This is a genomic window from Actinomyces sp. ICM47 (assembly GCF_000278725.1).
Classification (GTDB): Bacteria; Actinomycetota; Actinomycetes; order Actinomycetales; family Actinomycetaceae; genus Pauljensenia.
In genome coordinates, this window is sequence record NZ_ALCA01000014.1 from 1 (window position 1) to 25,819 (window position 25,819).

21 protein-coding genes and 2 tRNA genes are annotated in these 25,819 nt (G+C 66.2%); 4 read left to right on the top strand and 19 right to left on the bottom strand.

Annotation, left to right across the window (positions count from 1 at the left end; genetic code table 11):
- Positions 1-19: 19 nt before the first annotated feature.
- The 4 genes from pulA to gltX form a co-directional block, all read right to left on the bottom strand.
- Positions 20-4,096, bottom strand: coding sequence for a pullulanase-type alpha-1,6-glucosidase (gene pulA, locus HMPREF1136_RS00655; RefSeq protein ID WP_009647397.1), 4,077 nt, complete (start codon positions 4,094-4,096; stop codon positions 20-22).
- A 154-nt stretch (positions 4,097-4,250) separates the two neighbouring features.
- A tRNA-Glu gene (locus HMPREF1136_RS00660) sits at positions 4,251-4,326 on the bottom strand.
- Positions 4,327-4,353: 27 nt separating this feature from the next.
- Positions 4,354-4,425: transfer RNA gene (locus HMPREF1136_RS00665), tRNA-Gln, on the bottom strand.
- 374 nt (positions 4,426-4,799) lie between these two features.
- Complete coding sequence (gene gltX, locus HMPREF1136_RS00670) at positions 4,800-6,305, bottom strand: glutamate--tRNA ligase (protein ID WP_009647380.1); 1,506 nt, start codon at positions 6,303-6,305, stop codon at positions 4,800-4,802.
- A 143-nt stretch (positions 6,306-6,448) separates the two neighbouring features.
- On the opposite strand from gltX, the gene HMPREF1136_RS00675 reads away from it, so the two are divergent.
- Complete coding sequence (locus HMPREF1136_RS00675) at positions 6,449-7,621, top strand: MalY/PatB family protein (protein WP_009647385.1); 1,173 nt, start codon at positions 6,449-6,451, stop codon at positions 7,619-7,621.
- Positions 7,622-7,707: 86 nt separating this feature from the next.
- Here the strand turns inward: HMPREF1136_RS00675 and HMPREF1136_RS00680 are convergent, their stop codons facing one another.
- The 4 genes from HMPREF1136_RS00680 to HMPREF1136_RS00695 form a co-directional block, all read right to left on the bottom strand.
- The gene (locus HMPREF1136_RS00680) at positions 7,708-8,505 is read right to left on the bottom strand and encodes a purine-nucleoside phosphorylase (RefSeq protein WP_009647389.1); all 798 of its coding nucleotides are present in this window, start codon (positions 8,503-8,505) and stop codon (positions 7,708-7,710) included.
- On the bottom strand, positions 8,502-9,947 hold the full coding sequence (locus tag HMPREF1136_RS00685; RefSeq protein WP_083836178.1) for a purine-cytosine permease family protein: 1,446 nt from the start codon (positions 9,945-9,947) through the stop codon (positions 8,502-8,504). Before HMPREF1136_RS00685 ends, HMPREF1136_RS00680 begins: the two co-directional genes overlap by 4 nt.
- Positions 9,948-10,050: 103 nt before the next feature.
- On the bottom strand, positions 10,051-10,818 hold the full coding sequence (locus HMPREF1136_RS00690; protein WP_009647378.1) for a fumarylacetoacetate hydrolase family protein: 768 nt from the start codon (positions 10,816-10,818) through the stop codon (positions 10,051-10,053).
- 202 nt (positions 10,819-11,020) lie between these two features.
- The gene (locus tag HMPREF1136_RS00695; protein WP_009647393.1) at positions 11,021-12,505 is read right to left on the bottom strand and encodes an alanine/glycine:cation symporter family protein; all 1,485 of its coding nucleotides are present in this window, start codon (positions 12,503-12,505) and stop codon (positions 11,021-11,023) included.
- Between the two features lie 253 nt (positions 12,506-12,758).
- Here HMPREF1136_RS00695 and HMPREF1136_RS00700 point away from each other — a divergent pair, with 253 nt between their 5' ends.
- Positions 12,759-15,509 (top strand): DEAD/DEAH box helicase, encoded by a 2,751-nt coding sequence (locus HMPREF1136_RS00700; RefSeq protein ID WP_034504266.1) that lies wholly within the window; start codon positions 12,759-12,761, stop codon positions 15,507-15,509.
- Between the two features lie 99 nt (positions 15,510-15,608).
- Here the strand turns inward: HMPREF1136_RS00700 and HMPREF1136_RS00705 are convergent, their stop codons facing one another.
- The 10 genes from HMPREF1136_RS00705 to HMPREF1136_RS00750 form a co-directional block, all read right to left on the bottom strand.
- On the bottom strand, positions 15,609-16,037 hold the full coding sequence (locus tag HMPREF1136_RS00705; protein ID WP_009647383.1) for a bleomycin resistance protein: 429 nt from the start codon (positions 16,035-16,037) through the stop codon (positions 15,609-15,611).
- A 53-nt stretch (positions 16,038-16,090) separates the two neighbouring features.
- Positions 16,091-16,774 carry a Pr6Pr family membrane protein gene (locus HMPREF1136_RS00710; RefSeq protein ID WP_009647387.1) on the bottom strand — a complete coding sequence of 228 codons (684 nt, stop codon included), beginning with the start codon at positions 16,772-16,774 and terminating at the stop codon, positions 16,091-16,093.
- Positions 16,767-16,910 (bottom strand): hypothetical protein, encoded by a 144-nt coding sequence (locus HMPREF1136_RS00715; protein WP_198002792.1) that lies wholly within the window; start codon positions 16,908-16,910, stop codon positions 16,767-16,769. Before HMPREF1136_RS00715 ends, HMPREF1136_RS00710 begins: the two co-directional genes overlap by 8 nt.
- A gap of 76 nt (positions 16,911-16,986) precedes the next feature.
- Positions 16,987-17,745, bottom strand: a complete 759-nt coding sequence (locus tag HMPREF1136_RS00720; protein ID WP_009647394.1) for an ABC transporter ATP-binding protein — start codon at positions 17,743-17,745, stop codon at positions 16,987-16,989.
- Entirely contained in the window at positions 17,738-18,634 is an 897-nt protein-coding gene (locus HMPREF1136_RS00725; protein ID WP_009647382.1) for an ABC transporter ATP-binding protein, read from the bottom strand. Before HMPREF1136_RS00725 ends, HMPREF1136_RS00720 begins: the two co-directional genes overlap by 8 nt.
- Positions 18,631-19,452 carry an ABC transporter permease gene (locus HMPREF1136_RS00730; protein ID WP_009647374.1) on the bottom strand — a complete coding sequence of 274 codons (822 nt, stop codon included), beginning with the start codon at positions 19,450-19,452 and terminating at the stop codon, positions 18,631-18,633. The genes HMPREF1136_RS00725 and HMPREF1136_RS00730 overlap by 4 nt, the downstream gene beginning before the upstream one ends.
- Positions 19,449-20,417 (bottom strand): ABC transporter permease, encoded by a 969-nt coding sequence (locus HMPREF1136_RS00735; RefSeq protein ID WP_009647392.1) that lies wholly within the window; start codon positions 20,415-20,417, stop codon positions 19,449-19,451. Before HMPREF1136_RS00735 ends, HMPREF1136_RS00730 begins: the two co-directional genes overlap by 4 nt.
- Positions 20,417-21,898, bottom strand: a complete 1,482-nt coding sequence (locus tag HMPREF1136_RS00740; protein WP_009647386.1) for an ABC transporter substrate-binding protein — start codon at positions 21,896-21,898, stop codon at positions 20,417-20,419. Before HMPREF1136_RS00740 ends, HMPREF1136_RS00735 begins: the two co-directional genes overlap by 1 nt.
- Positions 21,899-22,067: 169 nt before the next feature.
- The gene (gene ybaK, locus HMPREF1136_RS00745; RefSeq protein WP_009647390.1) at positions 22,068-22,577 is read right to left on the bottom strand and encodes a Cys-tRNA(Pro) deacylase; all 510 of its coding nucleotides are present in this window, start codon (positions 22,575-22,577) and stop codon (positions 22,068-22,070) included.
- Between the two features lie 19 nt (positions 22,578-22,596).
- Complete coding sequence (locus HMPREF1136_RS00750; RefSeq protein ID WP_009647395.1) at positions 22,597-22,986, bottom strand: YccF domain-containing protein; 390 nt, start codon at positions 22,984-22,986, stop codon at positions 22,597-22,599.
- Positions 22,987-23,106: 120 nt separating this feature from the next.
- Between HMPREF1136_RS00750 and HMPREF1136_RS00755 the strand changes: the two genes are divergently transcribed.
- Complete coding sequence (locus tag HMPREF1136_RS00755) at positions 23,107-23,805, top strand: YggS family pyridoxal phosphate-dependent enzyme (protein WP_009647388.1); 699 nt, start codon at positions 23,107-23,109, stop codon at positions 23,803-23,805.
- Positions 23,806-23,852: 47 nt separating this feature from the next.
- Positions 23,853-24,473: a MarC family protein gene (locus HMPREF1136_RS00760; protein ID WP_009647375.1), complete on the top strand. Its 621-nt coding sequence runs from the start codon at positions 23,853-23,855 to the stop codon at positions 24,471-24,473.
- Positions 24,474-24,551: 78 nt separating this feature from the next.
- Here HMPREF1136_RS00760 and HMPREF1136_RS00765 read toward each other — a convergent pair whose 3' ends face one another.
- Positions 24,552-25,811: a type II toxin-antitoxin system HipA family toxin gene (locus tag HMPREF1136_RS00765; protein WP_009647384.1), complete on the bottom strand. Its 1,260-nt coding sequence runs from the start codon at positions 25,809-25,811 to the stop codon at positions 24,552-24,554.
- Between the last annotated feature and the right edge of the window lie 8 nt (positions 25,812-25,819).

Genomic DNA, 25,819 nt, shown 5'->3' on the forward strand with positions numbered 1-25,819 from the left:
GCGTATCGCCGCTGGCACCTCAGGGCACGAGGCGCCCGTTGGCGTCAAAGGTATAGGCGGTGCCATCCACGACGACGCGGCCCGTTACCATCGCCCCGGAGGGCTGGCAGTAGAACCAGGATTCGCCGTCCTTGACCCAGCCGGACGCCATATGGCCATCACCCGTCAAGAAGTACCAGGTGCCGCCCAGCTTCAGCCAGCCGGTCGCCATCGCGCCACTGCCATGCAGGTAATACCAGGTATCACCCAGGTGCTGCCAGCCGGTCGCCATCTCACCGGAACCACTCAGGTAGTACCAGGTGCCGTCGTCATCAAGCCAGCCGATGGCCATGACCCCCGACTCCGGATCCAGGTAGTACCAGGAGCCGCCCGTCGCGGTCCAGCCGGTCGCCATCGGTCCCTCGGGAGCGTAGTAGCGCCACAGGCCCTCTTCCTTATCCCAGCCGGTCTTCATCCAACCGGCTGCGTCGAAGGCGTAGGTCTCACCGCCCAACTGAACGCGCTCATTCGCAGGGAACGTGCCGTCCGGGTAGCTCAGCCACCAGCGCCCGTCAGCCGCGCGCATCCACGTGCCGTCCTCGGCGATGGGACCAGGTTCAACCCGCTCCCCCGCTGCCTGTGTGAAGACAGCGACCGTGCGTGCGGGGACCGTGACGACACCCGTCTTCGCCGAGAAGGATGCCCCCTTGACGACGGAGTCAGCGCCCGTGGCCTGAGCGTCATGCAGCTTAAAAACACGACCAGCCAGGCCGTCGACGCGCTGCGTCAGCTGCTTGTCCGTCGCGTTAAACACGACGAGCGCGCCGTCAAGGGCCGGATCAACGTCCGTCCCAGCCCCGGCCTCGTCGTTGATGAGCATCATGATCGTCCCATCCACGGCCTCGGGACCGGAGTTCGGGAAGGTCACCTTCTGGTTGATGAGCTCAGCACTGCCCAGCGTGAACAGGCGCGAAGACGAACGCACGCGCAGGAAGTCCATCGCGATCTCCGAGGAGGTGTCGATCTGCTCTGGGGCCGGCTTCAGATCGGGATTCTCCAGCAGGGGACGCATATGGTCCCAGGCCGCGCCGTTCTTCGACTTGACGGGCAGGCCGCGACCGAAGCCATTGTCCTTCATCGTCCAGTCAATCGCGTTGAAGTGATCACCGGAGTTGAAGGAATCACGATCCAAGGACTTCGAGCGCAGCATCTCTGTGCCCGACGCCCAGAACGAGGGCGACTGAGCCAATGCCACGGATGCCTGGCTGATCAGCGACATGCGCACGCGGTGCTCCATCGGAGCGTCCGCGGGCATCTTGTAGGTCACCAGATCGAAAAGCGTCTCATTGTCGTGGGCGTCCACGTAGTTGACGTTCTCCGCAGGCTGGGACGCGAACCCCGCGCCCTGACCGTTGTAGTCCAGCTGCGACCCCTTCACGGTCTGGCCGTCGTAAGTCGTCAGCGTGTAGTCCTTCAGGTTGCCCGCCAGACCCAGCTTCACGAGATCCACGCGGTGCAGGTAGTCCGCGCGACGCTCCGCGTCAGAGCGGGTATCGAGGCCGTTGAAGTCCGAGAACGCGCCCGAACCGAAGCCCTGCATGACGCGGTGATCGTCATCGAAGGGACCGCCGCCGTGGACCGCATCGCGCAGACGGTCGTTGAACGCGCCGATGCCGGTGCCGTCCAGCTGGCCCTGCGTGGCCTGCGTGAACAGCGCGTTGTTCGCAACCTCACCGAAGTTCCAGCCCTCGCCGTAGATGTAGAGTCGCGATCCGTCCACGCCGTCCTTCTCGAGGGTGAGCTGCGAGAGAGCCTCCTTGGCACGCTTCATCTCTTCAGCCGGGTGGTGACCCATCAGGTCGAAGCGGAAGCCGTCGACGTGGTAGTACTTCGCCCAGTGAATCATCGAGTCGATCATGAGGCGTTCACTCATGACATTCTCAGTAGCAACGTTCGAACAACACGTCGACGTCTCGACTTCACCGGAGGCGCTCAGGCGCTGGTAGTAGCCCGGAACGACGCGGTCGAGCACCGAGTGAGCATCTTGGCCTGCGGCCGGCGTGTGGTTGTAGACCTGGTCGAGGACGACCTGCATACCGATGTAGTGCAGACCGCCGACCATGGAACGGAACTCACGGATACGCGCGCCGCCATTCTGGTGCCACACGGTCGCGTACGATCCCTCGGGGGCCATCCAGTGCAGCGGGTCGTACCCCCAGTTGTAGGCGTCCTGATCAGCCACCGCGGACACGGCCGCCTGTTGAGCCTCATCCGCGGGACCAGCGTCCTTCGGGATCGCAGGGACCAGCTGCTCGGAGCGCTTCTCAGGAATCGTCGCAATGTCGAAGGTCGGCAGGAGGTGCACCGTATTCATGCCCGCAGATGCCAGCTCCGTCAGGTGGCGCATGCCGTTGGACTGGTACTGCGTAAACGCCATGTAGGTGCCGCGCATGTCCTCGGGGACGGACTTGTCGGCCGCCGAGAAGTCCCGCACGTGCAACTCGTAGATGGAACGCTGTGCGTCATCCTCGATGACGGGGGCCTTGGTGTTCTTCCAACCATAGGGGGCGATTGCGGGGTTATCCATGTTGACGGCAACCGAGCGCGTCGAATTCGCGGTCAGGCCCACCGAGTAGGGGTCGGTCACCTGATTAGTCTCCACGGCACCGGTGGAGGGCACGTAGACGCGCACCTCCCACAGGTACTGGGCTCCTTCGGTGATGGCACCGTCGGCATTGTCGACGCTCCAGCGTCCGTCGTCGGTGCGCGTCGCCGCGGTCCGCACGGGCGCGCCCGACACCTCGGGGTCAGCGCCCCTCGGAGTACGCGTGTTCCACGACAGCAGGGTCACGTCCTTGGCGGTGGGGGCCCACAGGGCGAAGGTCGGCTTGCCCGCGTCGTTCCATCCCACGCCGTACGAGGCCTGGGCGGCCTTGGGCGCGTAGATGGAGTCGAGCGCAGGGGCGATCTGCACACCCGTGAAGGCATTCACAGTCTCACCGGACTTCTGCGCGAGCATCACCTGTCCGGTGAGCGCCTCGCCCGCCCCGGCCTCGTCGAAGGGGGCCTTCAGGGCGATGTAGCCGTTGAGGTTCGGGTGAGCCATCGTGACGTCCGCAGGCAGGTCGCCGGCGACGGTCAGCGGCGTGAGGGTCGCTCCGGTGATAGCACCGTCCGTTAGGGCAGCACCACCCTCGGGCGCGGTGACCAGCTCGTAACTCAGCTTCGCGGAGCCGTCGAGGACCTGGGCACGCGTGACTCCCTGGGGCAGCAGCGAGGTCGGCCACGCCAGGGTTGTGGCATTGACCCAGTAAGCGCGCTGCTCGCCGACGCCGACAACGGGAACGTCAGCGGAGGCGATGTCCAGCTTGTGGGTCGCGGAATCGTAGGTGAATGTCACGAGCTTGTTCGCCTTCGTCGCAAACTGGTAGTTAGCACCACCGGCGGCACCATCTTGCCCGTAGTTCTCATCCCACGAGCCGCCGACAGCAACCTTCAGCTCGTACGTGCCCTCAGGCAGTGCCCTCGTCTCGTAGGTGTAGGTACCCCCGCCCACAGGCTCCATGAGCGGGGCCAGGCATTCAGGCTTCCAGTTGTCGGCGCAACCCAGGTCCTTTTGGAAGGAACCCGGAAGCGTCACCATCTGGTCGGAGACGTTATTCCACACGCGGTGAGTCGCGTGGTTGTAGTAGAAGGTGACCGCAGTCTCTTCCTTCAGAGAGTAGGCGATGTTCGCTCCCCCGGCTGCTCCTCCTTGGCCGTAGGAGGCATCCCACGAGCCGCCCTCGGCAACCTTGTACTCGTAGTCGCCCGCGGGCAGAGTGAATGTCGCGGTGTAGACGCCCGTCGCGTCGCGCGTCAAGGCGGTCTTAGCGCAGTCGGGAGCCCAGTCGGCGTCGCACCCCATCGCCTTATTATGGTTACCAGGGATTGTCACCAGGAGGTCGTCGCCGCCGGTCGCACCCTCCGTGTCGACGGCCTCCGCACCCGCGTCCTGATTTGTTGCCTCCTCCCCTGGCTCAGCCCAGGCTGCCGGGAGCGCGCCCCCCATCAGCGCAAGCGCAGCGCCTACGCCCAGGGCTCGACGCAGCAGCGTCCTGTTGTGTCGGTCTGTCACGAAAGACTCCCTCGTCCAAAACGATCCCCCCTACGGGGGCTGGTTACAAGGTTAGACACTGTGTAACGGTGAGCAAAGTTTTCTGCAAAGCACAAGAAAAACCGCGGCATCGCGGTAAACAAAAACCTCGCCACCGCAACGGTGACGAGGCTCGTGGTACCCCCAACCGGATTTGAACCGGTGTTAACGCCGTGAGAGGGCGTCGTCCTAGGCCGCTAGACGATGGGGGCCTCGACTGAAACTGACGTTTCAGATCGCTGGGGTACCAGGACTCGAACCTAGAATGGCTGAACCAGAATCAGCTGTGTTGCCAATTACACCATACCCCATTGGTTATCACCCGCTTCGTTCTCACGTCGCTGGCGACAGGAGATAACTTTAGCGGAGCCTCGCTCGCATGCCAAATCGAAAGCCAGTGGCAACGGTCACTCTCATAAATCGGGTGGTAGGGCGGGTCGTACTGCAGGGTTGGGCTACCCCGTTCCGCACGTAAACCCCCTGTTCCGCACGTAAACCCCCCGTTCCGTACGTGGGCGACCACGCCCACACTCCGATTAGCGGGTTCACGTGCGGAAGAGGGGCCAACCTCCGAGAGGCCCGCTGCCACAACGAACCCATACGACGTCGAACGACGCGTGCGCACATGACGATGCCCCGGCCTCGTCCCATGAACAGGCGACGAGGCCGGGGCCGGGCGCAGCGATCAGGCCAGGGAGGCGCGCAGGGCGCGCAGGCGGGCCAGCGAAGAGTCGCGGCCCAGGATCTCCATGGACTCGAACAGCGGCGGGGAGACCTGGCGGCCGGTCACGGCGACGCGCAGCGGCCCGAAGGCCAGGCGAGGCTTGACGCCCATCTCGTCGACGATGCGAGCACGCAGCGATTCCTCAAGGGAAGCGGTCGTAAACTCGGTCAGGCCCTCGACGGTCTCGATGGCGGCGTCCAGAACCTCCACTGCGTTGTCCTTGAGCTTGGAGACGGCCTTCTCATCCATCTCCAGCGCGTCGTCGGCGACGAAAAGGAAGCCGAGCATACCGGAGGCCTCACCGAGGACCTGGATGCGTGTCTGAACGAGCGGGGCGGCCTCGGTGAGGATCTCGCGCTCACGATCATTGAGCGCCTCGAACGAGTCGGCCGACACCAGCTCGTCGCGATGCAGGAAGGGCACCAGGCGAGCCCGGAAATCCTCGCCGTCCAGCAAGCGAATGTGCTCGGCGTTGATGGCGATGGCCTTCTTCTGGTCGAAGCGTGCCGGGTTCGGATTCACGTCCGAGATGTCAAAGGCCTGGGCCATCTCCTCCATGGAGAAAATGTCGCGGTCCGGGGCGATCGACCAGCCTAGGAGAGCCAGATAGTTGTTGAGGCCCTCGGGGATCATGCCCGCGGCCTTGTGGAGCAGCAGGTTCGACTCGGGGTCACGCTTGGAGAGCTTCTTGTTGCCCTCGCCCATGACGTAGGGCAGGTGACCGAAGCGCGGCATGAACTTCGCGACGCCAATGGCCTCGAGCGCACGGTACAGGACGATCTGGCGAGGCGTCGAAGACAGCAGATCCTCACCGCGCAGCACGTGAGTGATCTCCATGAGCGCGTCGTCAATCGGGTTCACCAGCGTGTAGAGCGGGTGGCCGTTGGCGCGCACGATAACGTAGTCCGGCACCGAGCCAGCCTTGAAGGTGATCTCGCCTCGGATCAGGTCCGTGAACGTGATGTCCTCGTCGGGCATGCGCAGGCGCAGGACCGGCTTGCGGCCCTCGGCGCGGTAAGCCGCGACCTGCTCCTCCGTCAGGTCGCGATCAAAGCCGTCGTAACCGAGCTTCGGATCCTCACCCTTGGCGCGGTGACGCTCCTCGATCTCCTCGGGGGTCGAGTAGGACTCGTAGGCGTAACCGGCCTCAAGCAGGCGCGCGGCCACGTCACGGTAGATGTCCATGCGCTCACTCTGGCGGTAGGGGCCGTGCGGGCCGCCCTTACCGACGCCCTCGTCCCAGTCGAGGCCCAGCCACTGCAGGGACTCGATGATCTGATCGAAGGACTCCTGGGAGTCGCGGGCGGCATCCGTGTCTTCGATACGGAAGACGAAGGTTCCTCCCGTGTGGCGGGCGTAGGCCCAGTTAAACAGGCACGTGCGGACCATGCCGACGTGAGGGGTTCCAGTGGGCGAGGGGCAGAAGCGGACGCGAACGTCGGCACCGGTGGCAGTTGTTTCACTCATGATTCCCCCATCCTACTCCAGAGGCGCTGTTGCATTTGCTTGATGGGCGGGTGCGCTGCGACGCGAGGTGGAACCGTGTATACCATGGTTGCTTTACCGGGATCGGCGCGCGCCGTATCCACCGACTCATCCAGGAGGACACCGTGTCCGTTCGACTCTTTTCCGACTCCCACCTCTACCGCACCGGCTCCCTGAAGTGGACCGGCATCACGACAGCGAAAGGTGAGCCGACGATTGGCGCGTGGGTCGCGGAGATGGACTTCGGGACAGCCCCGGAGGTCGCCGATGCGATGAAGGGCGCGATTGACGACGGTCTGCTGGGCTACCAGCCGACCTGGCTGGAGCCTCGCATCGCGGGCGCGACTGCGGAGTTCCAGAAGCGTCGCTTCGGCTGGGACGTGGACGCCTCGCAGGTGCGCCTCATTACCTCGGTCCTGCCCGCGCTCGAGGCAACGATTGATCACCTGGTGCGCCCGGGAGCACCGATCATCGTACCGACGCCCGCCTACATGCCCTTCCTGACGATTCCGGGCAAGTTCGACCACCCCGTCATCGAGGTTCCCTCACTGCGCGGCACGCGCGCCGGCGGGCACGGCTGGGCGCTCGACCTGGAGGGGATCCGCGCGGGTCTCGAGGCCGGGGCTGGCCTCGTCATCCTGTGCAACCCGTGGAACCCGGTTGGCCGCGTCCTACGCGAGGATGAGCTGCGCGCCCTGCACGACGTGGTCTCCGACTACGACGCGCTCGTGTTCTCCGACGAGATCCACTCCCCCCTCGTGTTGGACGAGCAGATTCCCTTCGTCTCCTACGCGAGCCTCGGCCCTTCGTTTGCCTCCCACACGGTGACGGCGACCGCCGCGTCGAAGGGCTGGAACATCGCGGGCCTGCCCTCCGCGCAGGTCATCCTGCCCGACGAGGCGCTGCGCGAGCGCTGGGACGTGTTCGCCGCGGACGTGCGCCACGACGCCAACGTTATCGGCACGCTCGGCGCCATCGCTGCCTACGAGCACGGCGATGCATGGCAGCGCGAGGTCAAGGACCTGATCCGCTCGAACGTGGACCTGGTGGAGCGTTCTCTCGCGGACACCCCAATCGACTTCGTGCGCCCTGAGGGCACCTACCTGACCTGGTGGGGCTTCGAGGGCATCGACCTGGGACCCCTCTCCCCCGCCGCGACGCTGCGCGAACGCGCCCACATCGGCACCAACGAGGGACGCACCCTGGGCACCGACTACGCCTCGTGGGCGCGCATCAACCTGGCGTGCGCCCCCGACGTCGCGTCGCGGATCGTCGAGCGTGTCCTCGCCCTGCTCTGATTGGTTTTTCGTATAACACGAGGCCGTGGCCGGGAACGGTGGACATCCACCCCCGGCCACGGCCTCGTTTGTCTCTGTGCGTGCACTCAGGCTTTCAGGGCCGCCTCGATGCCGACGACCACGGTCTGGCGGGCCGCAGAGGCTGCCTCAACGACGGCGGTCGGGTCCGTGGGCGCGTCGGCGAACGACAGGTCGGAAACGACCGACATGCCGGCGACGCGCACACCCAGGGCATGCAGGGTAAGGGCCTCCATGACGGTCGACATGCCCACGCAGTCAACGCCGAGGCCCGCGAGGATCCGGGTTTCAGCCATCGTCTGGTACTCGGGGCCTCGCAGGATCGCGTAGACGCCCTCACGCTGGCACACACCGCGCAACGCATCCGTCATCTGAGCATCCCACACGGTCGACACGTCCAGGAACAGCGGGCCGTCGAAGGGCGAGGTGCCGCTGAGGTTCCCATGGTCAGTGATCGCCATGACGTCACCCAGGTTCCAAGGCCGCAGACAGCCGTTCGCATTCGTGAGCACCGCGCGGCTGATCCCGGCAGCCGCAGCCGCGCGAACCAGGGCGGTGACGGGGCGGACACCCAGCCCCTCGTAGAGGTGCGTGCGCCCCGTGGCCACGAGGACTACTCCCCCGCTCGTCTCGTACGCGCGCAGCTCGCCGCCATGCCCGTCCGCAACCGGGGTGACGACGCCGGGGATCTCGCCCAGGGGCACGGTGGCCGCGGGGGCTCCCCAGGCCTCGTCGAGAGCGTCAGCCAGGCCTGAGCCGAGCACAACGAGGGCATCGGGACGTCCCGCGAGGTCAGTGAGGACCCGGGCAGCTGCCACGGCCTCGTCATCCAGGAGAGCCTGTGTGAAACGCGGGTCGACGCTCATTGCTCGCCTTTTTCCGCGCCCTGCGCGTACGTGCGCGAGGCCAGCTTCTCCTGCGCGCGCACGCGGCCCGCGCTGGTCACCCAGTAGCCGACGAAGCCCACGACCATCGCCAGGAGAATACCGATATTGGCACCCGCCCAATCGCCCTCGCGACCGCCCAGCGGGCCGAGGAGATAGCCCTGCCAGGACAGCCAGGAGGCGCTCGCATTGACGACGAGGCCCCAGCCCACCAGCGAACCAACGACCAGCGAGGCGACCGCGCCCCAGTTCACCGAGCCATAGCGGCCAGAGGGAGTAAAGAGCGAAGGCTCATCGTAGTCCTTGTGGCGCAGCGCGATGTCCGCCAGCATGACGCCGCCCCACGCGGCGATGACGACGCCCAGGGTCGTGAGGAACGCCGTGAAGGGCGTCAGGAAGGAATCCGCGAAGAACACGACGACGATTGTCCCGACCGTCATGATCGTGCCGTCAATCGCGGTGGCCACCGGGCGCGAGACGGGCACACCCGTGGCCAGCAGCGACAGGCCCGAGGAGTAGATGTCCATGACGATGCCGCCAATCAGGCCCAGGATCGCGACCAGTGCGAAGGGAATGAGGAACCAGGTCGGCAGCAGCGTGGTAAGCGCGCCGATCGGGTCGCCGCCGATGGCCTCGGACAGGGATTCGTCGGCCGAGCCGACCAGGAGGATACCGAAGAAGACCAGGATGACCGTGGGCAGCGCCGCGCCCACCGTCGTCCACCCGACCACGCCCTTCGTCGAGGCCTCGCGCGGCAGGTAGCGCGAGTAATCGGCGGCCGCGTTAATCCAACCGAAGCCAAAACCCACGAGGAGCATGCAGCCCGCTCCGAGCACCGCGGTCAGGGGTGCCGCGGGGCGCAAGGAGAGGACCGCGAAGTTGATTGTTGGAGCGACCAGCACCAGGTAGATGATCGTCAGGGCTGCAGTGGCCCACGTGATCCACGTCTGGACCTTCATGATCGCCTCGAAACCGAGGATGCCCGAGCCGGCCGCCAGAACGACGACGAGGATCAGGGCAAGGATCTGAGCGACGACGTGATTCGTAAAGCCCAGCGCCCCCATGACCGTGGCCGTGGCCTGGACGGCCATGATCGCCAGGAAGGTCTCCCAGCCCACCGTCAGGATCCACGAGATCGCGGCAGACACGCGGTTGCCGTTGAAGCCGAAGGCCGCGCGCGACAGCACAAGGGTCGGCGCGGAGCCGCGCTTGCCCGCAATCGCGATGAAGCCGCAGACCAGGAAGGACAGGGTCACGCCCACGAGGGACACGACGATGGCCTGGGCGAGGGAGAGCCCGAAGCCGAGGACCCACGATCCCCACGAGATACCCAGGACCGAGATATTCGCCGCGAACCACGGCATGAACAGGTCGGAGGGTTTTCCCTTGCGATCGGATTCTGGAATGACGTCCAGGCCGGCCATTTCGACGGCCAGCGCGCCCGATGACTGCGGTTCGCTCACGGTGTGCTCCTATGTGACGGAGATATTGTCAGAACGACGTAATCCTATCACACAGGTCACACGTTCATGCTCGGACGACGGGATTCATCAGGCTCCCAATCCCCTCAATCTCGATCTCCACGCGGTCACCCGCATCCACGCGCCCGCAGCCCGCGGGGGCACCCGTCACGATGACGTCGCCGGGCAGCAGCGTCATCTGGTGGGACACGTAGGAAACCAGCTCGAAGGGGCTCCAGATCATGTGTGCGGTCGAGCTGTCCTGCGCCTTCTCCCCATTCAGGTAGGAGCGGATCGCCAGGTTCGTGACGTCGAGGGTGGGATCGACCGTGATCCACGGACCCAGCGGGCAGGAGGTGTCGAAGGACTTGCCGCGCGCCCAGGGCCCGCCCGTCATCGCGTCGCGGGCGGTAACGTCGTTGGCGACCGTGTAGCCGAGAATCACCTGAGGCGCATCCGAGACACTCACGTCCTTGGCCAGGGACTTGATGACGATGGCGAGTTCGCCCTCGAAAGCCACCTCATCCGACCACGCGGGGATCGCAATCGGGTCGTCGGGCCCGATCACCGAGGTGTTGGCCTTCAGGAACATCGGCGGCTCGGGGCGCTCGTCGGCCGGAATCGGCGTATCCGAGTAGTTGTTGCCGATGCCCACGACCTTTGAGCGCGGGATTACCGGGGAGAGCAGCCGGACCTCATCCAGCTCGTAGATCTGGCCGGAAGGCTCCACCGGCGAGAACAGAGGGTCGCCCTTGAGGCCGACAATCCGCTTCGATCCCTCCTCGAGAGCACCATAGACCGGGTTCGTTCCATCGGAAAAACGTGCGATTCTCATGGCAGTAGCCTAACCCGCGAGCAGCCCAGCGTCGGGTGAAGCGCCGACGGTTTCGAGGCCTCGGCGAGGATAGGAGGTAGACGAGGCCGGGGAACGGAGGCGGGAATGACGCGAGTCCGGCACGCGAGGGGCGTGCCGGACTCGGAGAGGCGTCGGGTGAGTGAGGCACAAAGTGTGCCCCGCGGACCCGATTTTCTCTCTGTTAGTGCTTCTTGTTCTTGGGGCGCCTCCAGACGTTACCCGGGACATCGCGCGGCAGGAGCGGGTTGTTGTGGCCGACGAAGACGGGATCCTCGATGCCAGCCTTGCGCTGCGCTTGGTAGTCCTTGAGCGCGCCAACGACCCAACGCGACAGGAAGATGAGGGCGACCAAGTTGGTGATCGTCATGACCGCCATCGCGATGTCGACGGCATTCCACACGACGTCCAGGCTCAGCAGCGCGCCGACCGTGGCCGACACGACACACACGACGCGCACGGTCCAGGTCGCCCAGGACGCGTCCCCAAAGACGAAGGACATGTTCGTGTCGGAGTAGACGTAGGCCGCGATCACCGAGGAGTAGGCCAGGACGAAGATCAGGATGGCCATGGGTACGATCGTCCAGGCACCCAGCTCGTTGGCGACAGCCAGGGTCGTCAGGTTCGAGGGATCCACGCCGTCGCCGCCCCACACCTCGGGACCCGCGAGCAGGATGACGAAGGCGGTCGCGGTGCACACGACGATGGTGTCGATGAAGACGCCCAGGGACTGGATGAGGCCCTGGCGCACCGGGTGCGACACGGTCGCGGTCGCAGCGGCGTTGGGAGCGGTACCCTGGCCGGCCTCGTTGGAGAAGAGGCCGCGCTTGGTGCCGTTGATCATCGCGGCGACGATGCCGCCGCCCAGGCCACCGACCGTCGCCTGGGCGGAGAAGGCGGAGGTGAAAATCTGGCCGAGCACAGTGCCGAACTGCGAGAGGTTCATCAGGCAGATGATCGCAACCATGATGACGTAGATCGTTGCCATGATCGGGGCCATCCACTCAGTGACGCGCGCGACGGTGCGGATGCCACCGAAGATGACCATCGCTGAGAAGACGAAGATCAGGCCAGCGATCGTCAGCTGCGCGGCCGAGAAGCCACCGGCCCCCTGGAGGGGCTGCTTAGCGGCCTCGCCGAAGGCGCTGGTCAGCGTGCCCGCGATGGCGTTGGACTGCACGGAGGTGATGACGATACCGCAGGTCACGACGGTGATGACGGCGAAGATATTGGCCAGCACGCGGTTTTTCATGCCGCGCTTCATGTAGTAGGCGGGGCCGCCGCGAAAGGAGCCGTCGGAGTGCTTGACCTTGAAGATCTGGGCGAGCGTCGCCTCGAAGAATGCGGTGCCCATGCCGACCAGGGCAACGACCCACATCCAGAAGATCGCGCCGGGACCACCCATGAGGAGGGCGGCGGCCACGCCGAACACGTTGCCGATACCCACGCGCGCGGCCAGCGAAATCGCGAAAGCCTGGAAGGACGAGATGCCGCCGTCCGCGCCTTTGCGCGACCCCAGGACGGTGCGGATCATCTCCGGGAAGAGGCGCACCTGCACGAAAAGGGAACGGGCCGTCAGGAACAGGCCCACCCCGATCAGGACGTAAATCGTCACGTTCAACGTGATCCAGTCGGCGATGGCCTTTTCAAGCAAGGCGAATTGTTCCACAGGAACCTCCCGGGGTGTCTATCGACGAGGCCGTGGTTGCGTCGCGGGGCCTCGCGCACTTCGCGGGACGCGCCCGCGCGCTGTAATGGGACCCGTTCATCTTGCCACAGGGCTTCGCGCCTGGCAGGCGACGTCTCGCCGTGCGCCCACCCGCGCGCGTCCGCCTGACCGGTCCCGGCCTCGTCGATGAGCTGCGGGAAGGGCCCGGCGGTGCGGGGACGCAGACGGAGGCGGGGTCTGGGACAATGGGGGTATGAGCGCGACTTTGAACGAGATCCTGGACGACCTGGAGGACGCGGGCCAGCTGAGGGACGACGACGCCCTGTACGAGGCCTTCACGTCCTGGGCCGAGGGAACCGGGCGTCCGCTCTACCCCCATCAGGAAGAGGCCCTGGTGGAGATCCTCGCGGGCAACCACGTCATCGCGGCAACCCCCACGGGTTCGGGTAAGTCAATGATCGCGCTCGCCGCGCACTTCACGTCGATGGCGCATGGGGGCCGCTCGTACTACACGGCACCACTCAAGGCCCTGGTGTCGGAGAAGTTTTTTGACCTGGTGTCCCTGTTCGGCGCGGACAACGTCGGCATGGTGACCGGCGATGTCTCGCTGAATGCCGACGCGCCCATCATCTGCTGCACGGCCGAGATCCTGGCGAATCAGTCGCTGCGCGAGGGGCCCACGCTGGACGCGGACATGATCGTCATGGACGAGTTCCACTTCTACGGGGATCGCCAGCGCGGCTGGGCGTGGCAGGTGCCGCTCCTGGAGCTGCGGACCCCGCAGGTGGTGGCGATGAGCGCGACGCTGGGCGACACGACGCGTTTCGAGCGCGCGTGGAAGGAACGCACCGGGCGCGACGTGTCCCTCATCGACGACGCGGAACGTCCCGTGCCCCTCGAGTTCGAGTACGTCGTGGACCGCCTGCCCGACACGGTTGAGCGTCTGCTGGGCGAGGGCCGTTGGCCCGTCTACATCGTGCACTTCTCCCAGCGCGACGCGGTCGCCACCGCGCAGTCGTTTGACCGTTCCTCGCTGATTTCGCCCGAGCAGAAGAAGGCAATCGCCGCGCAGCTGGCGGGCGTGTCGTTTACGAAGGGCTTCGGGCAGACCCTCAAGTCGCTGCTCGCGCAGGGCATCGGCGTGCACCACGCGGGCATGCTGCCGCGCTACCGTCGCCTCGTCGAGCGCCTCACGCAGGCGGGCCTGCTGCCAATCGTGTGCGGCACGGACACCCTGGGCGTGGGCATCAACGTGCCGATCCGCACGGTGCTGATGACGTCGCTCGTGAAGTACGACGGTCGGCGCATGCGCCACGTGAGCGCGCGCGAGTTCCACCAGATCGCGGGTCGCGCGGGCCGCGCCGGCTTCGACACGGTCGGTTTCGTGCGCGTCCTGGCACCCGAGCACGAGGTCGACGCCGCCCGCGAGCGCGCACGACTGAGCGCCGCTCAGGAGGCCGCACGCGACGCGCGCGAGGCCAAGCGGGCCGCGAAGAAATCCGCGAAGAAGCGCAAGGGCCCCGGCGCGGGCGAGATCTCGTGGACGCGCTCGACGTTCGAGCGCCTGGTGGACGCCGCCCCCGAGCAGCTCACGAGCCGTTTTGAGATGACGCACGCGATGGTCCTCAACGTGCTGGCCGGGGCACCCGCGGCTGGGCGAGACCCGGGCGAGCACCTCGTGTGGCTGGCGCGTAACAACGACGATCCACCCACGGATCGCAACCCGCACCTGCGCCGCCTGGGTGAGATCTACACGTCGATGAAGCAGGCGGGCGTCGTCGAGCATGTCTCTTCTGCTGAGGCCTCGGCGTCGGGTGAGCCTCGCCTGCGCGCGGCCACCGACCTGCCGGATGACTTCGCGCTCAACCAGCCGCTCTCCCCCTTCGCGCTGGCGGCGCTCGAGCTGCTGGACCCGGACTCCCCGACTTTCGCCCTGGACGTCGTGTCGGTCATCGAGTCGGTCCTGGAAGACCCGCGCCCACTCCTGTTCGCGCAGGAGAAGGCGGCGCGCGCCGAGGCCGTGGCCGCGATGAAGGCGCAGGGCATGGAGTACGACGAGCGCATGGCCGCCCTGGAGGAGGTCACGTGGCCGCGCCCGCTGGCCGATCTGCTGGGGGACGCGTTCGCGGTGTACCTGCACGCGAACCCGTGGATCGAGGACCAGGAGATTTCCCCGAAGTCGGTCGTGCGCGAGATGATCGAGAACGCGCTGACCTTCACGGGGATCGTGGGCCGCTACGACGTGGGCCGCTCCGAGGGCATCGTGCTGCGCTACCTGACGGACGCGTACCGAGCACTGCGCCAGATCGTGCCGGACGAGCTGATGAACGACGAGCTGCGCTCGATCATTGCGTGGCTGTCCGCCCTGATCCGCGCGGTCGACTCCTCGCTGCTGGACGAGTGGGAGGCCATGTCCACGGGCCAGGCCCTCCCCGCGTCCGATGGCGACGGCACGGAGGGCGCGGAGCTGGCGTTTGGCGCGCGGGAGGACGGGACAGTTCCCTTCAGCACGAACCGTCACGCGTTCCGCACGGCAATCCGTGGCGCACTGTTCGAGCGCGTGGAGGCGATGAGCCGCGACAACGTCGAGGCCTTGGCGCGCCTGGACGAGGCCTCGCGCACCCCGGTGGTCGCACCGTGGGGCGAGGACGAGTGGGACACGGTGCTCGAGCGCTACTGGGCGGAGCACGAGTGGATCGGCATCGACCAGCGTGCGCGCGCCCTGTCGCTGTGTTCGCTGAACGAGGCCCCGACCCGCGAGGACGTGCTGGAGCTGGCCCCCGCTACTGTGTCGTCGGATGTCGAGCGCGCCCAGGTGGCGCGCATCGAGGTGATCGCGGACGCGGTCGATCAGGCTGCGGTCGGCACGTTCTGGCTGGCCACGCAGACCCTGTTCGACCCCGAGGAGGACATGGACTGGCGCATCGTCGCCCTCGTGGACGTACCCGCCTCGGACGAGGCGAACCGCGTCGCCCTGGCGACGGTCACCGTCGGGGCGCGATAGGTTCGTCCAAATTCGAGGAGCACCACAGCGTCGTCGTTGTAGCGATTCGGATGAGTCGGGAGGAAGCAACACGGGTGGCCGTGGTCCCAGCCATCCGAGTTATCCTCGCAGAGCGGGTCTCTCGCCGATTTCCTGCTGGAGGCGCAGCAGGTAGCCGTCGGGATCCTGGATGAGGAACTGGCGGACGCCGATTTCAATATCTCCCGCCCGGTACCACTTCTCTTCGGGTTCGACGAAGATCGGCCATCCTGCCTCTGTGATGCGCTGCAACGTGCCGTCCAGATTGTCGACCTGAACCTCGAAGTTGATACCCCGACCAAGGGGGAACTCAAGGGGACCTGTCGCCCACGTCCTCCCGCGGTCGATCTGGTCGAGCATCAGGTGCGCGTTACCCAGGACGAGGTAGCCGAATCCTTCCTCAGGCCGCTCGTAGCGGAGGGAAAAACCGACGAGGTCGCACCAAAAACGGCGCGATGCCTCGTAATCGGTGACGACAAGTTCAGGAACAAGCCCGGGTTCACTGGTCATAGCCCCACTCTAGTGGTCTCGGACGAGACCGTGTCAGGGAGATGCGCAGACCGTCAGCGCCGCGACGCCTTGCGGATCAGCCAGTCCGCGCCCGCGAAGAGCGCCATGAAGAGCAGGGCGCCAATCAGGATCGCCACGATGTTCATCGCGACCTGCGCGTAGCCGATGCGCCACACGTTGACGAAGCCGTAGGGGTACTGGTGCGCGAAGGAGCCCCGCACGAGCGTGTACGCCACCCACGCCACCGGGATCAGCAGAGCGCGCCCGAGCGTCGCCCACGTGATGCCGCCGCGCGGCCCTGCGAGCGCGGCCGCGGCCACGAAGGCGGCCGGGACGACGATGTGCTGGAGCGGGTTCGTGACGAGCGCGAAGCCGGAGAGGACCTCGTAGGGGGCGATGAGCAGCGCGTACACGATGGCGGTCACCGTGATCATCATGAGGGCGCACAGGTGCGTGGCCCTCCCCCACACTCCAACGCGGCCTCGGCGCGCGAGGAGGGTCGAGATGATCGCAACCATGATGTTGGACAGCTCGGTGAAGTAGGACAGGCAATTGATAAGGCGCTCGGGCGCGCCCGCCCATCCGTGGGCGGCCCCCGCGAAGAGTCCCTCTTCATGGTAGGTGGGCGGAGCATATCCGTCGAAGGCCGTAATGATGAGGGTGGCGGCGACTCCCGCCCACGCGAGGACGGCAACCACCCAGTAGGCGGCCCGCCCACGGCGGCTCAGTTCAGTCATGTCGGTTGTCATCGTTCTCCCCAAATGCCTCCGCCGCAGAGCCATAGCGCGCCGCAGAGAGACGCCCAGCAGCAATCTCGCGAGCCTCGCGCATGGCCGCCTCAGTCTCTTCGTTGTACCGCAGATCTGCAGACACGATCACAGCCTCCTCGTTTTTCCGCGCTCACTTGAGCTGTGTGTTCCTTCTCCACTGTAAAACCCAGCCTTTGACGCTACAAACGCGGCACAGCCTCAATCAGTGCGCGCGTGTACGGCTCGCGCGGGGCGGACATGATCTGCCGAGTATCCCCGGCCTCGACGATGCGTCCCTGCTGCATGACGGCGATCCGGTCGCACGTGGAGGCGACGGTCGCCAGGTCGTGAGACACGAGCACGAGGGCCATGCCCCGCTCGCGCGTGATCGATCCCAGCAGGTCCATGACGGAGGCGCGCGTGGACATGTCGAGCGCGGAGACCGGCTCGTCGGCGATGAGGATGCGCGGGGCGGGGGCGAGCGCGCGGGCAATCGCGATGCGCTGGCGCTGGCCGCCCGAGAACGAGCCGGGGTACTCCCCCGCGCGCGCCGGGTCGATGCCGACGTCGGTGAGGACCTCGCGCACGCGGGCACGAGCCTCCTCCCCGCGCGAAACCCCCAGGGCGTGCAGGGGTTCGGCGATGGACGCGCCGATTGTCATGCGCGGATCCAGGGAGGAGAACGGGTCCTGGAAGACGGTCTGGACGCTGCGGCGCAGCGTCCGCATCGATGACTTCGAGGAGGCGCGGACGACCTCGCCGTCCAGCAGCACCTCACCCGCGCTCGGCGCGAGAAGCCCGAGAAGCACGCGGGCAAGCGTCGTCTTGCCGCTGCCCGACTCGCCAACGAGCGCAACGGACTCGCCCGCACGCACCTCGACGCTGATGTCGTCCAGGCCAGCGTCGCTGCCCGGGTACCGGAAGGAGACGCCGCTGGCGCTCAGGATCGGCTCACTCATGGGCGTTCCCTTCGTTATCGGTCGACGAGGCAGGCTCCCCCTCGCGCTCCCCCGCCTCGTGGGGCGCGTGGCCGGGCTGGGAGTCGGGGCGGACGGCGCCGATACGCTCGAACACGGAGTCGAGTGCGCGTGCGGCGGACGCGATGGAGCGCGCCGAGTCGGAGAGCGTATCCGGCGCGGAGCGGATGACCTCGACGGACACGTCGTCGGTGATGCGGCCGGCGTCCACGACGATGACGCGGTCGGCCATGCGTGCGACGACGGGCAGGTCGTGGCTGATGAACAGGAGGCTGACGCCTCGCTCGCGGGTGACCTCGTCGAGCAGGTCCAGGACGGTGCGCTGGACGGTGACGTCGAGCGCGGTCGTGGGCTCGTCGGCGATGAGCAGGGAGGGCGAGGCAGCGAGCGTCATGGCCAGGGCGACGCGCTGGCGCTGGCCACCCGAGACCTCGTACGGGAAGGACCGGGCGATGCGCGTGGGGTCGGGCAGGGCGACTTCGGCGAGCGCGCGCTCGATGGCCTCGCGCAGGGCGGCACCTCGCAGGCCGCGGTGGCGGCGCAGCGGCAGGGCGATCTGCTTGCCGAGCCTCATGAGCGGGTCAAGGGAGGTCGCGGGGTCCTGGAACATCATGGAGATCTGCGAGCCGCGCAGCGCGCGCAGCTCCCACTCGGAGGCACCGACGAGCTCGCGGCCGTCCCAGCGGATCGAGCCTTCCACACGCGCGCCCTCGGGCAGCAGTCCCATGATCGTCAGGGACAGCATGGACTTGCCCGAGCCAGAGGACCCGATGATGCCGACATGCTGCCCGTCGGGCACCTCCAGGGTGATGCCGCGCAGGATGTGCGCGTCCCCGATCCACACGTTCAGGTCAGTGATGGACAGGCTCACTTCGCACCTCCCTGGGTGGGGTCGATGAGGGAACGCAGGCCGTCGGCCGCGAGGTTGGCTCCCAGGACGAAGGCGACGATCGCGACGCCCGGGGCGATGGCGCCCAGCGGCTGCGTCGTGAAGGTGGCCTGCGCGTCTTGCAGGAGGCGGCCCCAGGAGGCGTTCGGCGGGGGCGCACCCAGACCCAGATAGGACAGCCCGGCCTCGGCGAGGACGGCACCACCCATGGTGACGGCCAGGTTCGTGGCCAGGGTCGGCCAGATGTTAGGCAGGACGTGGCGGGTGAGGATCCCCCACGTAGGTACACCCGAGGTGCGGGCGGCCAGCACGTACTGCTCGGCGAGGACTCGCCGAGCCAGGATGCGAGTCAGGCGCGCGACGACGGCCGAGGCGGCCACGCCAATCGCGACGGTCACCGTCGCCAAGGAGGCGCCGAAGCCCGCGACGATGAGCATCGCGAGGAGCAGCGTCGGGAAGGCGATGAGCACGTCGAGCAGGGCCGAGGCCACGTCGTCCACCCACGGGCGGGCCAGCGCGATGGCCAGGCCGACGCTCACGCCGATGAGGGCGGCGACAGCGACGGCTCCGAGGCCGACGATGAGGGCGATGCGCGCGCCTACCATCATGCGCGAGGCCAGGTCGTGGCCCAGGCGGTCCGTGCCCAGGAGATGGTCGGCAGAAAAACCTTCGAGGCGTCCGCCGCTCGTGTCCTCGATCGGGTACGGAAGCCACACGAGAGAGACGAGGGCGATGAGCACGAGCACGCCCACCAGGAGCGCGCCGACGATCAGGGACAGCGGGATGCGGCGGGCGTTCACGGGCGACCTCCCGCGCTCAGGGTGGAACGCAGGCGCGGGTCAATGACGCGCTGCACGACGTCCGCGGCGAAACCGATGACGAGGACGAGGGTCGTCGACACGAGGAGAACCCCCTGAATCGATGGGTAGTCGTGCTGGTCAATCGCGGTCGTCAGCATCGAGCCGAGGCCCGGTAGGGCGAAGACCTGCTCGACGACGACCGCGCCGATGAACGTGGTGGCCAGCTCGATGCCGGCGATGGAGATGACCGGGATCGAGGCGACGCGCAGGCCGTGGCGCACCATCGCCTCGCCGCGCGACTCGCCCAGGGACCGCGCGAACTGCAGGAACGGAGCATCGAGGACGTCCAGGGCGGCGCTGCGCGTGTAGCGCGTCAGCGAGGCCGTGGACACCAGGACAATCGTCAGGGTCGGCAGGACGAGGGCACGCACCGCCTGCGCGGCGTTCGTCCACCCGCGCGCGGGGAACCCCGAGGCGGGCAGCCAGTGCAGATTCACGGCGAAGGCCAGGACCAGGAGCATGCCGATCCAGAACACGGGCACGGCGATACCCAGCTGCGCGAGAGCGGAGATCACCGTTCCCACCCAGGAGCGACGCACCCGCGCCGCCACATACCCAAGCACAATCGCCAGCACCAGGGAAATTCCGAACGCCGCCAGGGTCAGCGGCAGCGTCACCGCCATGCGCGACGCAATCTGGTCGTTCACGCTCAAACCCGACGTGAACGAGGTGCCCAGGTCGCCGCGCAGCAGCGCCGAGGCCCACTCGCCGAACTGGCTCCACCACGGCAGATCCGAACCCACCTGGCGGCGGGCCGCCTCGATCTGCTCGGGGGTGGCCGTGCCCGACACAAGCGCATTCGCCGGATCGCCCGGCAGGAGACGCAGGAGAACGAAAATCGCCACGAGGGCTGCCGATCCGGTGAGGATCAGCAGCCCGGTGCGCCGCAGCAGGTACCGAGTCATCAGTTCTTGGAGATGCCCGAGACGACAAACTGCGAGTTCAGGCCGTTCACGCCGTAGCCCGACACGTTGGAACGCGCGACGACGATCTGCGGGTAGAGGTAGAGCCAGGCGCTGGCCGCATCCGCCGCAATCTGCTCGTTAGCAGCGCGCAGCTTCTCGGTCTGCTCATCCTCGGTGGAGGCCTGCTCGGCCTCGTCGATGAGAGCGGTCACGGCCTCGTTGTTGTAACCCCAGTAGAACGTCGGGTTGCCGTACCACACGACGTCACGCGTGTTGACGTGCTCCTGGAGGGTCGCCTCGAAATCGTGCTCCTTGTAGACCTTCGAGTACCACTCGTCGGCGGTGATCGTGTTGATCGTGACGGTCACGCCCACCTTGGCCAGCTCGGACTTCACGAACTCGGCGACCGTGGGGTGCGGGTCGTAGGAGGGCGTATCGAGCGTAAAGCTCAGGCCCTCCGCCCCGGCCTCGGCCAGCAGCGACTTCGAGCGCTCGGGATCGTAGGGGTTGACGGAGGTCAGGTCCTCGTACCACGGGTCCGATGGCGGAACCATCGAACCGATCACCTGTCCGGCGTCGCCCCAGATGGACTCGAGGAGCTTCTCGCGGTCGATGGCCGAGTAGATGGCCTGGCGCACGCGCGCATCGTTGAAGGGGGCCTGCGCGTCGTTGAAGGCGAGCAGTTCCTTCGTCGTCGAGGTGCCCTCGGAGACCACGAAGTCGGAGTTGCCCTGGAACGTGGCCAACGCGTCCGGGGACTGCAAGGACGTGATGATGTCAATGTCGCCCGCACTCAGGGCGTTCGTCATCGCGGTAGCATCCGTGTAGTAGTGGAAGGTGACCGCGTCGTTCTTGGGGGCGTCGCCCCAGTAGCCGTCGCGGGCCTTGAGCGCCAGGGTTGAACCCTTCGTCCACGCATCCAGCGTGTAGGGGCCGGTGCCGTCGGTCTCGGTCTGCGAGTCGAAGCCCTCGGGAACCATCCACAGGTAGGACAGGTTGTAGGGCAGGGAGATCGAGCGCTGCGAGAGCGTCACGGTCAGCGTCTGGGGATCTGTGGTCTCGACCGAGTTGATGACGGCCAGCTGTGACTTGCGCGCGGACTGGGAGTCGTCGGCCAAGACGCGGTTGATCGAGTGAACGGCGTCGGCCGCATCGAAGGAAGAGCCGTCGGAGAAGGTCACGCCATCGCGCAGGTGGAAGGTGTAGGTCAGGCCATCCTCGCTCACGTCGTAGGAGGTGGCCAGCTGCGGCTGAATCGTGCCGTCGTCGGCGAGGGAAAACAGACCCTCGTAGACATTACCGTTGAGCGCCTCGGTGACGCCCTGGCCGCCACCTGCGATGTTGGAGAGGTTGACGGGTTCGTAGAGTGATCCGATCTCGATGGTGTTGGGATCGGTGGAGGCACCGCTCGAGCAGGCCGCGAGCGCCATGGCGGCAGCGATGGTCACGGCGGTGAGGGCGAGGGGCTTGTGAGCTGTCATGCGGGGCACTTTCGTGTCAGGACGGGCCGGCGGTCCGTGGATACCAGGCGAATCTACCGCAGGGCCTATTTTGACGCATACAGCTTTCCGCCGAGTAAAACAACGTGACAGCTCGCCCCCGCATTCCCCCTCCGTCCGGGGGGCGGACGGAAACCGGACGAGGCCGGGGTCAGACCTGCGCAAGGTCCGTGACCTCCGCGTTCGTCAGTTCGACGAGATCCAGGGGACTCAGCTCAACGCTGAGGCCTCGGCGCCCGCCAGAGACAATCATGGTCTCGTGGTCCAGGCACGTCGAATCGATGAACAGCCGGTGCGAGGTCGTCTGCCCGAGCGGGCTGATGCCGCCCACGACGTAGCCGGTGCGGCGCTGCGCGACGGCCGGATCGGCCATGGCGGCGCTCTTGGCACCGGCGGCTTTGGCGATCAGCTTCATGGACAGGTGAGCCAGGGCGGGCACGCAGCCGACGACGAACTCGCCGGTGGGTTCCAGGCGCACCATGAGCGTCTTGAAGGCCTGCGTGGGGTCGATGCCCAGTTTCTCGACTGTTTCCTCACCGAACGCCCGGGCGGCCGGGTCGTGCTCGTACTCGTGGATGGTAAAAGCAACGCCAGCCGCCGTGAGCGCCTCGATGGCGCGGGTGGGGCCACCGCCGTGGTCCTTGCTGTGTTTACGAGCCATGACCCCAGTGTAGGACGCGTCAGAGGATGGACGCAGTCGGGTCGTCGATGACGACCTTACCGAAGGGGAAGCAGGTGATCGGAATCATCTTGAGGTTGGCGATAGCCAGCGGGATGCCGACGATCGTGACGGCCTGCGCGGCAGCGGTCGTGATGTGCCCGATGACGAGCCACAGGCCCGCGACAAGGAACCACACGATGTTCATGAGGGCCGAGCCAGCACCCGCGTTCGGCTTGTCGACGACGCGCTTGCCGAAAGGCCACAGCACGTAACCGGCGATGCGGAAGCAGGCCACGCCCGCAGGGATCGTCACGATGAAAATGCAGGAGATGATGCCCGCCATCACATATCCGAGGAAGAGCGGGAGTCCTCCGAAGAAAAACCAGATGATGTTGAGCAGGGTACGCATTGTTTTTGTTTGTCCTTTCCGTGTGTCGCGAACATTCTAGTGTGCCACGGGGCAGGCCCCTGCCAGCCCTGAGACGCCCCTGATTGAACCCCGAAAGCCGCGCCCGCGTACCATGAGGCCATGAGTATTCCCGAGGCCATCGATGCCGCCCGCGACCGCATCGACCGCGCCACCTCCGCGTGTGGCCGCACCGATTCCGTGACGTTGGAGCTGGCGGTCAAGACACGCACACCCGAGGAGTGCCGCGCCGCCGCTACTGCCCTCGCCGAGGCGGGGCTGCCGATCCTGCTGGGCCACAACCGAGTACAGGAGGCGCGCGCGACGGTGGCCGCGATCCGCGAGGTGCCCGGTGCCCGCCTCCACCTGATCGGTCCTCTCCAGTCCAACAAGATCAATCACGCACTGGCCTGCGTGGATGCAATCGAGTCGCTGGACTCCCCCGCCTTGGCTGCGAAGATCGACGCGCGCGCCACCGGCCCCTTCCCCGTCTTCATCGAGGTGAACGTGTCGGGCGAGGCCACCAAGCACGGGTGCGCGCCCGCCGACGTCGCGCAGCTTATCGATGCGGTCGAGGCCTCGGCTCACCTCCAGCTCGCGGGCTTCATGACGGTGGGCCTGAACTCCCCCGTCGAAGCCGACGTGCGCGCCGCCTACGCGCAGCTGCGCGACATCAGGGACGAGGCGGCGGTGCGCCTGAGCATCGAAGAGGCCGAGCTGGCGCTGTCGATGGGCATGAGCCGGGACCTCGAGTGGGCCATCGCCGAAGGGGCGACCATCGTGCGCCTGGGAACGGCCATTTTCGGGGCCCGCCGCGTCTGAGCAGACCGCTCACTCGCGCCAACACGCCACCATGTAGGATTGCCCCCATGACGACCGTTCTCGCAGGAATCTCAGCGACGATCCTGGCGCTCGCTCCGATCACCAACCCGATCGGAGGCCTCGCCGCCTTCGCGGGCCTGACCGCCGCCGACGACCCGGCGGCGGTGCGCTCCCAGGCGTGGAAGACCGGCATCTATGTCTTTGCGATCCTCACAGTGTTCGCTATCAGCGGCTCACTCATCATGCGTTTCTTCGGCTTCGACCTGCCCTCCCTGCAAATCGCCGGCGGCCTGGTCGTCGCACACTCGGGTTTCTCGATGCTGGAAAACAAGCGGCGCTCCACCCACGAGGAGGCTCAGCACGCGACAGCCAAGGCGGACGTCTCCTTCTCTCCCATGGCGCTGCCCCTCATCGCGGGTCCCGGCTCAATCGGCGTCGTCATCGCGCTGGCCGCCCGTAACACCGCCGTCGGTTTTCACATCGGCATCGTCCTGGGCATCCTCATCACGGCCGCCGCCATCGCGCTGCTTCTGCGCTACGCGACGCCCTGGATCGACAAGCTGGGAGCTACCGGCGTCGGCGCGATCGTGCGCATCATGGGCTTCCTGATCCTCGTCATCGGCGTCGAGCTTGTCATCCACGGAGTACGCGCGCTCCAGCTCTTCTAAGCGACAACCCGCCCCGGCCTCGTCCCCCACACCCCGGACCAGCCGCGCACGATTCCCGAGGACGCCGCGCCAACTACGCTAGGACAGTAGAGACACCGACAGGCGTTGATAGCGCTCACGGAGCCAGGGACGCAGGTCGATATCCCGTCCCCTGACGCTGATGCTCGTGAGGCGAGTCGGCACCTCGACCTTGTCCAGTGCCTCACCGTACGCGGCGATCATTGAGCGAACAGCTTCTTCGATGACGCCTCGCTCGACATGACACATATCGGCGATACGACGGAAATCGTCCAGACAAATATCCGCAGAGATCTCTTTACCACTGAGCTTGAGCGCCATATCCTGGGGGCGATCAAAATAAACGGCCGTACACACCAGGTCATAGGCTGGCGAGAGAACACCATTACGACGGTCCGGATATACCAGGCTCCAATTCTTCAGATGCGCGTCATCATTGCCACACAACATGTTGAACACCGTCCGACGGACACACTCAACAAGCGACGGCAGATCGTAATTCCGGTACGCGACCTTCATCACGTACTCGACCGAACTCTGATATTTCGACCGCTGAAATCCCGGCAGATTACCCGCCTGACAGAAATCCTCCATATGGACGCGGCCTTGATCGCTCCTGTCGAAGCGTGCAATGCTGAATGCGTGTTCCTCGGTTGCTACCCAGTCGGAGGGCGCAATCTCAACGTTCTCCCGATGCACAACATCGAAGTCAGGAACCTCAATGTCACACGCCTTGGCGAGCGACATCACGTAGAACTCATTGTGGACAAGCGCGTCGTACTCACCCGGCGGAGGCAGCTTGACGATACGGTCTCCATACTCGCCGCTGCCTGGCAGCGTCAGGCGCTGATCACGGGACTTCATCGAAAACTTCAGGACATTACCAGCAATGGATGCACGAATCAGCGAATCCGCTGAGGACGAAGCGAAATCACCGGATCGCACGGCATCATCCGACGAACCCGCAATGGGATCCCCGATACGGGACACCGTGACAGCTCCCGGCAAATCATCGCCGAGCGCGCCAAGGATGCCCGGCTCGTCTTCCTCGCTCAGTCCATGCTGAGCACACACAATCGTTCGAAGCAACCCTTCAGGCAGGAGGTTAGAAAACCACAGCGGAAGAACAGAGCGTCCCTTCACCACCGCCTCACGGCGCATCCCATTCTCGAACCAGAAGCCAAGAACAGGCCGATCCACGCGCCAGTAGTAGTCGTCGGAGAACCGAAACGAACTCTTGGACGAGTAGCACAAGATTGTCCCGATGTCGATGCCATGCAAGCTGACACGAAACTCAGCTTCGGGAAAATAGCGCGACATCTGCGTTC